The 12,618-nt window shown below is 36.7% G+C and carries 13 protein-coding genes; 3 read left to right on the top strand and 10 right to left on the bottom strand.

The genetic code is table 11. The features are described 5' to 3' along the window. Nucleotides 1-135 precede the first annotated feature (135 nt). Nucleotides 136-276: a hypothetical protein gene (locus ACGLXV_RS10495; RefSeq protein ID WP_391558530.1), complete on the top strand. Its 141-nt coding sequence runs from the start codon at nucleotides 136-138 to the stop codon at nucleotides 274-276. Nucleotides 277-401: 125 nt separating this feature from the next. Here ACGLXV_RS10495 and ACGLXV_RS10500 read toward each other — a convergent pair whose 3' ends face one another. Together ACGLXV_RS10500 and ACGLXV_RS10505 are read right to left on the bottom strand one after the other, a co-directional pair. Continuing rightward, nucleotides 402-1,214, bottom strand: a complete 813-nt coding sequence (locus ACGLXV_RS10500; protein WP_391558531.1) for an alpha/beta fold hydrolase — start codon at nucleotides 1,212-1,214, stop codon at nucleotides 402-404. Nucleotides 1,215-1,277: 63 nt separating this feature from the next. Continuing rightward, nucleotides 1,278-2,240, bottom strand: a complete 963-nt coding sequence (locus ACGLXV_RS10505; RefSeq protein WP_391558532.1) for a LacI family DNA-binding transcriptional regulator — start codon at nucleotides 2,238-2,240, stop codon at nucleotides 1,278-1,280. Between the two features lie 165 nt (nucleotides 2,241-2,405). Here ACGLXV_RS10505 and ACGLXV_RS10510 point away from each other — a divergent pair, with 165 nt between their 5' ends. Both ACGLXV_RS10510 and ACGLXV_RS10515 read left to right on the top strand, forming a co-directional pair. Beyond that, nucleotides 2,406-2,561, top strand: coding sequence for a hypothetical protein (locus ACGLXV_RS10510; protein WP_162927727.1), 156 nt, complete (start codon nucleotides 2,406-2,408; stop codon nucleotides 2,559-2,561). Beyond that, on the top strand, nucleotides 2,558-2,935 hold the full coding sequence (locus tag ACGLXV_RS10515; RefSeq protein ID WP_391558533.1) for an avidin-fold protein: 378 nt from the start codon (nucleotides 2,558-2,560) through the stop codon (nucleotides 2,933-2,935). Before ACGLXV_RS10510 ends, ACGLXV_RS10515 begins: the two co-directional genes overlap by 4 nt. 50 nt (nucleotides 2,936-2,985) lie before the next feature. Here the strand turns inward: ACGLXV_RS10515 and ACGLXV_RS10520 are convergent, their stop codons facing one another. The 8 genes from ACGLXV_RS10520 to ACGLXV_RS10555 all read right to left on the bottom strand — a co-directional run bounded on the left by ACGLXV_RS10520 (nucleotide 2,986) and on the right by ACGLXV_RS10555 (nucleotide 12,533). After that, nucleotides 2,986-3,447 (bottom strand): hypothetical protein, encoded by a 462-nt coding sequence (locus ACGLXV_RS10520; RefSeq protein ID WP_391558534.1) that lies wholly within the window; start codon nucleotides 3,445-3,447, stop codon nucleotides 2,986-2,988. 6 nt (nucleotides 3,448-3,453) lie between these two features. After that, complete coding sequence (locus tag ACGLXV_RS10525) at nucleotides 3,454-4,242, bottom strand: hypothetical protein (RefSeq protein ID WP_391558535.1); 789 nt, start codon at nucleotides 4,240-4,242, stop codon at nucleotides 3,454-3,456. 122 nt (nucleotides 4,243-4,364) lie between these two features. After that, a complete protein-coding gene (locus tag ACGLXV_RS10530; protein ID WP_391558536.1) occupies nucleotides 4,365-5,963 on the bottom strand; it encodes an aspartate:alanine exchanger family transporter in 1,599 nt (532 codons plus the stop codon). Between the two features lie 429 nt (nucleotides 5,964-6,392). Then, the gene (locus ACGLXV_RS10535) at nucleotides 6,393-6,839 is read right to left on the bottom strand and encodes a DUF6376 family protein (RefSeq protein ID WP_391558537.1); all 447 of its coding nucleotides are present in this window, start codon (nucleotides 6,837-6,839) and stop codon (nucleotides 6,393-6,395) included. Between the two features lie 255 nt (nucleotides 6,840-7,094). Then, a complete protein-coding gene (locus ACGLXV_RS10540; protein WP_391558538.1) occupies nucleotides 7,095-8,153 on the bottom strand; it encodes an LLM class flavin-dependent oxidoreductase in 1,059 nt (352 codons plus the stop codon). Between the two features lie 171 nt (nucleotides 8,154-8,324). Continuing rightward, the gene (locus ACGLXV_RS10545) at nucleotides 8,325-10,673 is read right to left on the bottom strand and encodes an EAL domain-containing protein (RefSeq protein WP_391558539.1); all 2,349 of its coding nucleotides are present in this window, start codon (nucleotides 10,671-10,673) and stop codon (nucleotides 8,325-8,327) included. Nucleotides 10,674-10,685: 12 nt separating this feature from the next. Then, a complete protein-coding gene (locus tag ACGLXV_RS10550; RefSeq protein WP_391558540.1) occupies nucleotides 10,686-11,252 on the bottom strand; it encodes a hypothetical protein in 567 nt (188 codons plus the stop codon). 609 nt (nucleotides 11,253-11,861) lie between these two features. Beyond that, nucleotides 11,862-12,533: a YdcF family protein gene (locus tag ACGLXV_RS10555; protein ID WP_391558541.1), complete on the bottom strand. Its 672-nt coding sequence runs from the start codon at nucleotides 12,531-12,533 to the stop codon at nucleotides 11,862-11,864. Nucleotides 12,534-12,618 lie beyond the last annotated feature (85 nt).

Raw genomic sequence — 12,618 nt, forward strand, 5'->3', positions numbered from 1 at the left:
ATTTGTTCTCAAGTGACAAAGTAACCAATTCGCACATCTTTATCTTTGATTCCATTTCTTGATAATAAAAGTTTTTCGTACTTGAATAGAATCCTCCCTCTTTTTGGATAGTAAAGAGGATGGAGGTGAAAAATCATGACTGAAAAAGATAACCCAAATGTTAAACTAGGTGGAAAAATTGTAAAAGAGAAGGGTAACGGCGGCGATCAAATGCACGGGCATGAAAAAGAAAACAAAAACGGCAAGTTCAATACAAACCCTAAATCCGGGATGTAAAACAAACCCCACACCCTTCTGTATCTAGTTAGGTGTGGGGTGATTTGGTTTATGATAAAACTTTTAGTTCCCTCAAATCACTAATTTTTGGTAACAGCGGGCCATCAAACAATCACAAAGTCCCCTCACCCCACAAACGCAACTATTTCCCGATTAACCTTCTCTCGCTCTTCCCAAAACAGTCCGTGACCACTGTGATCAAACGGAATCAACTTAGAGTTAGGGATACTTTGTTTTTGCGCATGGGCGAGTGGAAAGAGACAAACTTTGTCATGAATTCCGTGAAGAATTAATGTTGGTACTCGAATGTTTCCGAGATCATAAAATAACTGTTCCTCGTATAGCCAGGTGTTCGCAACCGCAGCCGATGACCAGCTCGCCGCTTCTAATCCTAAGTGAAAAAACCACGAAGAAAATGGTTCTGAAACTGATTGATAAAAAAACATTTTTCCAAAGTCTTCAAGCATTTTGGGACGATCGGTATATGTCCCTTGAATTATTTTTAGGACAGCTTCCCTTTTTAATCCATATGGAAAATATGACCGCTCAATGAGACTAGGCGCCGCCGTAGCCAGTAGTACTAGCTTTGATACTCCATATCCACCATGACGGGCCATGTATCTTACTGCAATCGAACCGCCTGTTGAGTGACCAACAAGAGTAATATCTCTTAATTGTAAAGCATCCACCACTGCTCTTACGTCATCTGCCAACCGGTTATAATCATACCCGGTAAAAGGTTTATCCGATTTTCCGAATCCTCTTACATCCATTCCAATACAGCGATAGCCTTGTTGTGGGAGCTGGTTCAATTGATACTCAAACATTTTGTGATTGGCCGGCCAGCCATGAAGAAACAGAATAGCTTTTTCACTCCTTGGATTTAAATCCTCCACATGAACAGATACACCTGGTTCCACTTTTACATAGTACCCCACGCCAATCCCACCATTCTTATAGTCTTTTCTGTAGACTATATTCATGGGACATTTTAATATGAACTACACTGTTAATCGCTCAATTAACTTCACTTCAATTTCTTCCTGAAAGATCATTGGGTACTGCATCGCTTGAATAAATAATTTTCTTCCAACCTCAACTAGAGGAATTTCGAGTGTAGTGATGTTCATAATTTTGGCAATTGGTTGATTATCAAAACCCATAATAGCTAACTCATGAGGAACAAGTATTCCTAGTTCTCTCGCACAAGTAATAATTCCTGCAGCTACTTGATCACTTGTAACCAATAAAGCGGTTGGGGGAGAGATCATTTCTTTTAAACGGGCGACGATTCCCTCCCCATCTTCAAAACGAAAGCTATCATAAAAAATATAATCCTGTAAAAATGGATGCCCATGTTCTAATAGGAAATTCTTATAAGCGGCTTCTCGCATTTCACTATTCGTTCCTGATTTTCTCCCGATGCAATAACCGATTCGATGGTGCCCCTTTTGATGCAAATAATTTAAGGCAATCGTGAAGCTTTTATAATGATCAATATAAGTAGAGGACACGATCTTGTCTTCTACTTCTTCACTTAAAATAATCGGTCCATATGATTTATACTCATTGATTACTTCCCAGCCACTAATCCTTGAACAAATAATTAAGGCATCGATTTGTTTTTGCTTAAGCATATTTAATGCTTCTATTTCTCTATTCAACTCATAGTTTGTTTGAAAAAGAACGAGCTTGTAATTGTTTTTTACGGCTTCATTTGCGATTCCCTCTACTAAAAATCCGAAATAAGGAGAATTCGAGAAAGGAATAACCACTCCTATCAAATACGTCTTCCCCTTACTTAAGTGAACAGCATTGATATTACGCTGATAATTCACTTCCTCCATCGCTTGGTGTACTGCTGCCTTTTTCTCTTCACTCACATATGGGTGATCATTTAATACACGGGAGACAGTCGTAACAGAAACCCCAGCCATTTTTGCTATTTCTCGAATATTTGCCATACACTCACCCTTTAAAAAACTTTTTCTTGCTCTGAAACGCGTTTCACCATTTATGCTAAAAATGTAATAAACAAGGAGAAATGGTTTTTCATTAGAATGGTATATCTTACTAGTAATCTTATCATCTTTTACCTTTTCTCCATACACAAAAAAGGGGGAAGTACGATGTTAGGGTTAATTGCACTATGCTTCACCATTTATTTTTTCGCTTATTTAACGATTAAGGCTGAAGGATCTACCATTCTTGTAGTTCCAATTCGTACATTTGATGATTATTTTATTGACTATAACAGAAAACGGTTGGGGGATGAAGAAGAATGAGTGATTACAACAATAAATTATTTATTTGCACAACCATTGACGCTACACCACTTTTCCCTAGTGGAACAATTTTTTCTTTCAAACAATACGACCGACTCATTCATGCAAGTATTAAAGGTGAAAGCATTAAAAATGGAGAGTTAGTCGGGTTACTTAATAAACAGGGTATCTTAGAATATTCCCTTAATTATCAACTGTTCGATCATGAAGTATATGGTGGCGTTGGCAAACTCCATTCATGTGGGAAAGCTGGAACTAGTCTTAAAGGAGTTTATTCCGTAACGAACGCACAAGAAACATTTGAATGTTCCTTTATACTGGAAAAAGTGTCACTTCAGAATCAGATAGCATGGAGAAAAAAGAAGTCATGTTAAAATGAAACAAAGCTTAGGACACTTCCCCTAAGCTTTGTTTATCGTCTTTCTCATTGAATAAGTTTTGCGACTCCTAATGCAAAATGTTCAAAAAGGAGATTCTCTACCATCTCACCTTGGCTTTCTTCACAATCAATGATCAGTATCATTTCTGAATGATATCCTTTTAACCGTCTTCTTCTCTTCTTTAACACAAATTCTGTCAACAATCGAATGGCAAAGCCAATAACAAATCCTCCAAACGCTCCGATTAACCCCCAATATATAGGTCCCAAATACAAATTAAATCCAATACTTGCTGTTACAACAGAACAAGCTGTTGCTAATGCCATTCCAATATCAACAAAAGATGTCCCATCTGATCGATGTTGTGAATCAAACAGTTTCCTGTCTTCTTGCCGGTTATCAAGTGGAATGACAAAAATTGCATCCTTTTTAATGCCCTTTTTCTCTAATGTTGCTATAGCCATTTCAATATGAATTGTATGTTCAAACGTGGAGAACAGCTGCACATTTTTTCACTTCACTTTTTGACCTTTTAGTATTTGAAAGTTCCTAGATTGATAATTCTTAACAAAGTAGAAGCGTTGTTCCTTTTCATACAATTTATTGTTTTCAACTGTATTGATATAAGCATCATAAACGGCAAACCCGTAAATCGAAGGAAAAAACAATAACCATTCACCGTTTATGACATTGGTTGCCTCTTTTATCTTTCCTAGAAACAATAGAGAGATTGCCTCAAGACCATGCGAAAAATAAAAAAAGACGACAGTCCAAACGATAACGAAGAAAGCTGTCACTATCCGATGTAAATAAAGCTGCCCCAGCCCAGGGACAAATAACGACCATATAACAGCCATTAAAGGAGATCTTTTGTCTAAATAATTAATTTCTAAAGCACCGATACTAAAGGAATTAAATGGATGTTCCTCACGTTCAGCCAATACATATACCTTATTCATATCAACTGTTGTTCTATAGCTATCCCAAACAGCGAACAAATACACTGGAATGTAAATTAATAGCCATCTCGTATTTAGGACTTCTTTTGCTTTATCAATTTCCCATTGGAATGAATACATCATAGCCAAGTTAAGATTTGATTTTACATTTACAAAAACTTCCCATATAAATAGTACAAATCCCCGTATATATTTAGACAGTAGCAAATGACCAAAGCCAGGAAAAGCAGCACTCCACCAACCTATTACATAGGGGTTTCCAATATGAAGTTGAGTTGTTCCTAGAATACTTACATGAGCTTTGTACCTTCTTGCTGTATTTTCATTAGTGTAATTATCCATACTTACCTCTTTTTTAAATCAATTTCCATATATACACAGTATTTACTCTACAGAAATTTTTGATTCAACCATCCGATACAAAAAACACCTCCTTCTAAAAAGAGGTGTTACTCAAAATATTCTTATAGGAAAAAAATAAGCAACTGCGAAATAATCGCGACAAAGATAAGGGCAAAAGGGTAAGCAGCCGCATAGGCAATCGATGCATCATCTGAATCGATTTGTTGATTCACCGCCCCTAAACCTGGTGTACTAGTCATGCCCCCACATAACGCTCCGAGAGAATGGATAACACTCATCTTAAATACCTTTCTTGATAAAAAGAAGCCTACAATCATCGGTATGACTGTGATTAATGCCCCACCAAACACCAGGCGGAAGCCTTCTTCCTGAATTACCTCAACTAACCCTTGACCAGCTGTTGTTCCGGCTCCAGCTAAAAATAAAACGAGTCCGATATCACGGATCACTTGATTAGAAGGTTGAAAAAAACGAGCTCGAATCGGGCCAATTTTTCCAAAATGCCCAATAAACAATGCGATAAAAAGTGGTCCCCCTGCAACACCTAGTGTAATGGTACCTAACCCTGGAAGATGAATAGGAAGCATTCCTACCGCAATTCCAATCAATAAAATTAAGCTTAGCGATAGGATATGGATATTCGTTACTACTAGAGTCTTTCTAGTAAATAGCTTTTCCGCATCGTTTAAACGGTCTTCACTACTAACCAATGTTAAAATATCGCCTCTTTCGAGTGGCCATCGTGCACTTTGGTTATACTCGAATCCTCCACGTTCAATTCTTGTAACCGTTACTCCATATTTCCTTCTTAGTTCTAGTTCTTTTATGTTTTTGCCAATGATCTCTTCCGAATCAACCGTTACTTTACGTATCTTTACGTGGTCATGGTTCTTTAAATTCGTAGAAACCTCTTTTCCTACATCTTCAATAATTCGATCTAAGTCTACCCTTAAGCCAACTGCTACCAATCGATCTCCATTCAAGATAACCGTATCATTCAAAGCAATAATATTTCTGTCTCCGCGAATCACTCGACTGATGACTACAGAACCATATTTGTTAAAACGTAACTCTTTTAACGTTTTTTTATTTATATTTGGATCCATGACCTCGATCGTTGTTACTTCAGGAGATTCTTCATTTCTAACAGGACCACTTGATTCATTCAGGTCCTTTTCCATATCCACTTTTAGTACCTTTGGCAATAATTGAACAAAAAGCACCACAGCTAAAACACCAAATGGATAAGCAATCCCATAGCCAACCGATGCTAGCGGATCATTTGTAGCATGTAAGGCAGCTGCAAGACCAGGAGTACTCGTCAATGCTCCTGTCATAATTCCTATACTAAGTGCAGGTGATAAATCAAACACCTTCGCAACCACGACAGTTGTAACCGCTGCGACAAATACAATAATTAACCCAATAAACCCAAAAATCATTCCACTAGATCTCATCATCCGGAAAAAGCGTGGTCCAGCCTGTAGACCAATCGCGACAATAAATAAGCTTAATCCGAGATTCTGAACAGTTTGAGGAATATCATAGCCCCAATGACCAAAAAACATGGCCACAAGAAGAACACCTGAAGAGCCTAGACTTAACCCTCTAATCTCCATTTGTCCGAGAACGGACCCTAAAAATAAGATAATAAATAATAATAGCAGTGGTTCCTTTAATAACGCCACAACCCAATCCACGACACATTCCTCCATGAGTGACAGCAACATTTTTCTCCATTATATTCTTTTCGAATTCAAATAAAAGAACTTACTACATTAATTCACGAGATTGCCTTAATGAATACGCTTAAATTATTAAAGCAAACTAATACTGTGTTGAAAAAACACAATTCAATGTGGAGGGTGATACTTTGAACATGCTAATCCATTCCTTTATGATGATTGTAAAAATATTATATAAGCTTGATAAACTCAGCTTTATGCTATTATCAATCTTAAGGATGCCTGTCTTTAGTAAAGCATAAGCAGTATCTATTATCCCATTGAGAAAAAAAGGTAAGCGATAACGCTTACCTTTTCTTTTAAATTTACATTACTTCTGAAACTATATGCCACGCCTACTTATCCATTAGTTCAACCTTCTGGCCACAATGGTGTTCGACTGCATTATTCACCAAGCTGCTGAATTTGATCAGAAAGCTCCGTTAACTCTTGTATGGTTGTAAATAATTCGGTATTTTCCAACAAAGTAGGATCCAGTTCACCGTTTTCAATATTTGATAAAAATACATTTATCCCTTCTAATGCCTTATCATTCTGCTCAATAACTTGTTGGTGGAGCTCCTCCGCAATACTCGGAGCTTCAAGTTGACTAAATGCTTCAATCTCTTGTTTCATCTCTAATAATCTTGTTTCTAATTCTGCTAATGCTTGTGTATCTGAAATTGCTTGCTCGGCCATAGCTGGTACTTCGTTAGCAAACTCCGTCGCTTCATTTACATAATCTGTTGCTTGATTTACATAGTTAAGTGTTCCGTTCACTTCTTCCAAGAACGAACAACCACTTAATGCTATAACCGCCGTTAATGTTAACGCCATCCACTTTCTCTTCATTCTTCTTTCCTCCATATTTTTTATTCTTGAAAAATAAGAAAGATCACTACCATCGTGGTAATGATCTTACGAAAAGGGGCAGACCTTTACCAAAACAATGGCAAAGGTCTCGCTAGCAACAAAGATTGCCCAACAAAGCCGGAGATTTTCATCTCGTAGTGACGACTTTGCTGTTATAGCTACTCCCCTTCGATTATTAATTATCTTCCTAGCAATCATACGCGTAAGCAAGCCAAGAAGTCAAATGATTTGGCATTACTCGATACCCAAAGACGCTTCCCATTTTGCAACTTCTTCCTTCACGATTGGAGCCACTTCCCTGCCTAGTAATTCTATTGCCTTCATTACATCTTCATGAGGCATAGACCCAACCGGTACGTGAAGCATAAAACGTGTAATCCCTACAGTTTTTCGTAAATAAATGATTTTTTCTGCCACTGTCTTTGAATCTCCTACGTACAAAGCACCTTCAAAGCTACGTGCCGCATCAAAGCTAGCACGACCATAATGCCCCCAACCGCGTTCCCGCCCAAGTACATTCATGACCTGTTGGGTTGATGGGAAAAACTTGTCCGCAGCTAATTCCGTTTCTTCTGCAATAAATCCATGAGAGTGCGAAGCTACCGATAGCTTTGATACATCATGACCGGCATGAGCAGCTGCCTTTTTATAAAGCTCAACAAGTGGAGCAAATTGTACGGGTCTTCCTCCAATAATCGCTAATACGAGTGGTAGGCCAAGAATTCCAGCACGGATGACTGATTCAGAATTCCCACCACTTCCTATCCATACCGGAAGTGGATGTTGGACCGGACGTGGATATACTCCTTTTTGATGAATGGCCGGTCGATGGTTACCTGACCAAGTAACAATCTCAGACTCCCTAATCTTCAGTAATAAATCCAACTTCTCTTCAAACAATTCATCATAATCCGCTAAATCGTACCCGAACAATGGAAATGACTCAATAAATGACCCTCGTCCTGCCATAATTTCAGCTCGGCCATTTGAGATTGCATCAAGGGTTGCAAAATCTTGAAACACACGAACAGGATCAGCAGATGATAGAACGGTAACCGCACTCGTAAGACGAATACGTTTTGTTTTTGAAGCGGCAGCCGCTAATACTACTGCTGGAGAAGAAGCAGCAAAATCTTCTCTATGATGCTCCCCTACCCCAAACACATCTAAACCGACTTGATCAGCTAGAACGATTTCTTCCACTACTTCGCGGATCCGTTGTGCATGACTCACTACCTCACCCGTCACTACATCCGGTGTTGTTTCTACAAATGTACTTACACCTATTTCCAATATGAATCCTCCAATACCATATGCAGTTATGTATGTATACCTTAGACAACCTATGCCCACTTGGATATATACTTTATCATAATCATTCTAATCAAACTTTCATCTCTTTTCAAAAATAAGACACTATGCTTTCAAAAAAGCATTTCTTCATGAAGAAATGCTTCTCTTTTTTTAACTTTTATTAAGTTGATGCTGCAATAATGACTCTGTATCCAGCTTGTTTAAAGGAGGACTGAACAGATAACCTTGATATTCGTCGCATTCAATGGATTGTAAGAATATCTTTTGACTATCGTCTTCTACTCCCTCAGCAATCACCTTGTAATTTAATCCTTTAGCCATCAAAACAATCAATTTAACAATGGCAACATTTTTCTCACTAGTATTTAGTGAAGAAATAAAAGATCGATCAATCTTCAAGTGGTCAATAGGATACTGGTTCAAATATTGCAAAGAAGAATAGCCTGTACCAAAATCATCCATAGCAATATGGAAGCCCATTTCCTTTAAAGAGTTGAGTTTAGAAAGTGTTTCTTCTATTGAACCCATAGCCACACTTTCCGTAATTTCTAGTTCAATATTCTCTGGATTTGCTTTCGTTTCAAATAAAGTCTCGGTTACCTTTTCAATAAAGTTATTTTGTTGAAATTGGATGGCTGATATATTGACAGCAATTCGAATCGGTAAAAGACCCTGTTCTTCCCATTTTACAGATTGCAAACAAGCTTCTTTCAATACCCATTCTCCTAAAGGAAGAATAAGTCCAGTTTCCTCTGCCAGAGGGATAAACTCGCAGGGTGGAACCATCCCTAGATCAGGTCTAATCCAACGCAACAACGCCTCTACACCAACAATACTATTGTTTTCAAGAGAAACCTGAGGCTGGTAGTAAAGCTCTAGTTCATTCCGCTCTATCCCTTTTCGTAACGAGTTTTCCATTGTTACTTGGGGCTCTATGTCCATTTCTGCATGATATATTTTGTAGTGATTTTTGCCGGCTTCCTTCACTTTATACATTGCTGTGTCAGCCTTCATTAATAGGGACTCAAAGTTGTTACCATGTTCTGGGAAAATCGACACCCCAATACTAGGTGTTACATATAGTTCTTCCCCTCTAATATCGTAAGTTTTACGGAGGACAGTAAGAATTTTTTCCGCAATTTTCTCAATTTGTAATTCATTGGTATTTTCGAGTAATATCCCGTATTCGTCTCCACCGATACGGCACACTAACTCATCGGGTTTAAGACTCGAACTTAATCTATCTCCAACCTCTTTTAACAATAAATCCCCGTATGAATGTCCAAGACTATCATTGATATGCTTAAAGCGATCTAAATCTAGTAATAAGAAAGCGATTTTCTTTTTACTACGTACATTATGGTTACTGATCGCTCTTGAAAGCCGCTTTTCAATAAATCTTCTATTGGGTAAGCCTGTCACAACATCATGATAGGCTAAATACTCCATCTGATTAATCGTTTCAACTAAACGGTCAGTTCTTTCTTTAACCTTTACCTCGAGTTGTTCATTTAAATCATTCAATTCAGAAACCAATTTATCATTTTCTAACAAGGTAAATAGTTGCCTTAAAACCACTAATAAAATCGTTAAAAACAATCCAACAACAACAGGAGCAGTATGGTAAATTTGAGATATCACATACAATGATAGCAACACAACTCCCACATAAGGCAAGCTATGCTTAATGAAGAATTTGTTCTTGCTCTCAGTTTCGTATCTTTTCTCGCCATTCACATTGGACGGAGCTTCATGATAAAGTCCAGCCAAAGCAAGAATAAATAATGATAGGATCCATAATGGCTCCGAGATACTTCCAACCGTGTACAAATTTTTTACTGTTAGAAATGAAAAAATCGTATCAGCCATTATTTGTACTAATAAACCTATTACTAATAGATATAAAGTCTTTTTATTGAAAACAGAATTTGAAGCAATAAAAAGACTGATGACTCCTCCTAAAACCCCAAGATCTAATATTGGGTACATGAGTTCTACGAGATGAAATGGATTTCCCTTCATTTTTAATAACGGAGCGATAATGAACACCCAATTAAATGTGGTTGCAACGGCCATGATGATCAACATATCAAAGGAAAATCGTATGGTAAGTAACTTACTTTTTACAACGTTCATCATGTATAAAAGGGCAACAAAATAAAACCCGTTCTGTCCAATCCAAAAGATTTTTGGCAAAAGAAGTGTATCTCCATGAACACCTAAGATAAACTCGTAAAAAACCCAAATAAGAATCCCTATAATATAACTTAAGATTCCTAGTCCTAAATACAACCAAAACTTCTTGGCCTTGCCGTCGTCATTTTTATACGTTGCTAATAGCCAGCCAAAAGATGTTAAGCAGGCAATGGTTTGGAATGTAACTCCACCCCAGTCCAAAAAGGCTTGCTTATGCTGAAAGAAGTAATTCCATAAGAAGTTGGTAAGAATAAAAAAAGCAATAAAAAGATAAGCAAACTTTTTGTTTTTGAGGGCGAACATTATTTTCTCCTTTTAAGTATAAATCGGTTTCCTTTCGAACCCTTGATTAGAATGAATAATCCATGGATAGTCTTCCTTCTTTGTATACACTTCATGGGAGTGAATAATTGCTGGTATCACGTAATCACCTTTGTAATACATTTGATCTGCAACAGGTTCGATAGGTATTTTGTATACATTTCTTAATGCTCTATAGAATACTCTCTCCAAAAGAACCACGCAATAGTTCATTTGATAGAATTCTGTGTAATGAACAAACAGGGATAATAATCTTTCAAGATTTTTCCCTCTATATTTCTTTAAAATAGATACCTTATCTATTTCAATGACCTTCATGGGATTTGTTTCTAGCATCTCAATCTCGTGAAAGGGGAAAACCGTGTTAATGTAATTTTGCTTCGTTGGAAGGTAGGATTTGAACTCAATTGTACCAATTTCTCTATTCTCTTGATCAAGAATAATAAATCGATCTGTCTCATCAAAGGTCGGATCTAGCATATAGCCCTTCTCGAGCCAACACTCCATCCAGATTTCATTAAATGTATTAAGATCTGCCAATGTCTCAACTTTTATATACATCTTATCCTCCACTAGTTCGAATAATTGTGTGGTTCAGAACTTGTTGCTACGACATATGAATTACTTTTATCCTATATTATACTACTACAATAGTATCATGAGGAAGTAGAAAAGTTGAGATTATTGTATTTATTATTGCTCCTAGAATTAGCTAATATTTGAAATATTTTATTAGAATAACAATTATTAGGATGACAAGTTAGATTTATAGCTAGAACATTGGAGTTACCCTTAAATTATGTTTTATTTAGAACATTTTTATTATTCTGTTTAAATTTGAGTACACCTTCCACTCATATTCGGAAAATAGACAAAAAAATCAATTACCAACGTTTCATGTATTCAAAACTTGGTGATTGATTTTAGATTGCTACTTAATTATTTTTTTGGATTGAACTTTTCTTATTTCTTTTTTTTACCTTTCTTCTTTTTCTTTTTATCTTTTGTTTTTTCTGCTTTAGCAGCTTCTTTATACCTTTTGTTAAACTTCTCCATAAACAAAGACATTCTGTCACTCCTCCCTTCAAACTAATACACATAATATTGTATTTAAGGATGAAAAGATTGGTACAGGACAAACAACCAATTCCATTAAAAATCAAATAAAACTCACAAAACGAAATCCTTTACCACACCAAAATACTCACGAATATAATAATTTACCTTCACAAAAAATGGTGAATCTCCACCAAGCCCATAAGGAGTTAAACCGTATTCCTCTGCTAAAAGCTTTGCTCGAAACAAGTGATAATCACTTGTAATGATAAGAATCTTCGGTTTATTCACACCAAGTCGAGTCAACATTTCACTAGAAAATTTTAGGTTTTCGTTCGTGTCAGTGGATAGACTCTCATAATACACTCGTCCCTTTTCAACGCCGTTCTCCACCAAAAATGTTCCCATTGCCTCTGCTTCTGTAATTGTCTCCCCAGGACCTTGACCACCCGAAACAATGACAGGGATCTCACGGTTATCTAACAAAAATTCTAAGCCTGCATCCAATCTTCCTTGCAAAGTTTTTGAAGGCTCTTCTCCTCGTAAGCCAGCTCCAAGAATAACAACAAAATCTATTTCTTTCTTATTATAATTCTCCTTAGAATAGGCCTCTTTTAAAATTAGCCCCTCAACACTAATAAACGAGAGTAGAAATAAGACATAACCAAAAATAATTAATTTTCGAACAAAAACAAATTTAAGGGACAGTAGTTTATTTTTTAATAACCAACTAATAATGACAACAGCTAAAACATTTCCAATGATAAAAAGTACACCAAAACTCACCTATCTAACTCCTAATCTAACGTCAAATTTTATAAATATCTTCCCTAACCACGTTCAATAATAACAAACTTAAAGGGAGTTTTCA

Origin of the sequence: Robertmurraya sp. (genome assembly GCF_036676585.1) — a bacterium.
GTDB lineage: Bacteria > Bacillota > Bacilli > Bacillales > Cytobacillaceae > Robertmurraya_A.

Excerpts from the sequence above, each read along its gene's own strand:
- ACGLXV_RS10545 (WP_391558539.1), bottom strand. The coding sequence starts at position 10,673 with ATGTTCGCCCTCAAAAACAAAAAGTTTGCTTATCTTTTTATTGCTTTT.
- ACGLXV_RS10495 (WP_391558530.1), top strand. The coding sequence starts at position 136 with ATGACTGAAAAAGATAACCCAAATGTTAAACTAGGTGGAAAAATTGTA.
- ACGLXV_RS10550 (WP_391558540.1), bottom strand. The coding sequence starts at position 11,252 with ATGTATATAAAAGTTGAGACATTGGCAGATCTTAATACATTTAATGAA.
- ACGLXV_RS10515 (WP_391558533.1), top strand. The coding sequence starts at position 2,558 with ATGAGTGATTACAACAATAAATTATTTATTTGCACAACCATTGACGCT.
- ACGLXV_RS10510 (WP_162927727.1), top strand. The coding sequence starts at position 2,406 with ATGTTAGGGTTAATTGCACTATGCTTCACCATTTATTTTTTCGCTTAT.
- ACGLXV_RS10525 (WP_391558535.1), bottom strand. The coding sequence starts at position 4,242 with ATGGATAATTACACTAATGAAAATACAGCAAGAAGGTACAAAGCTCAT.
- ACGLXV_RS10535 (WP_391558537.1), bottom strand. The coding sequence starts at position 6,839 with ATGAAGAGAAAGTGGATGGCGTTAACATTAACGGCGGTTATAGCATTA.
- ACGLXV_RS10505 (WP_391558532.1), bottom strand. The coding sequence starts at position 2,240 with ATGGCAAATATTCGAGAAATAGCAAAAATGGCTGGGGTTTCTGTTACG.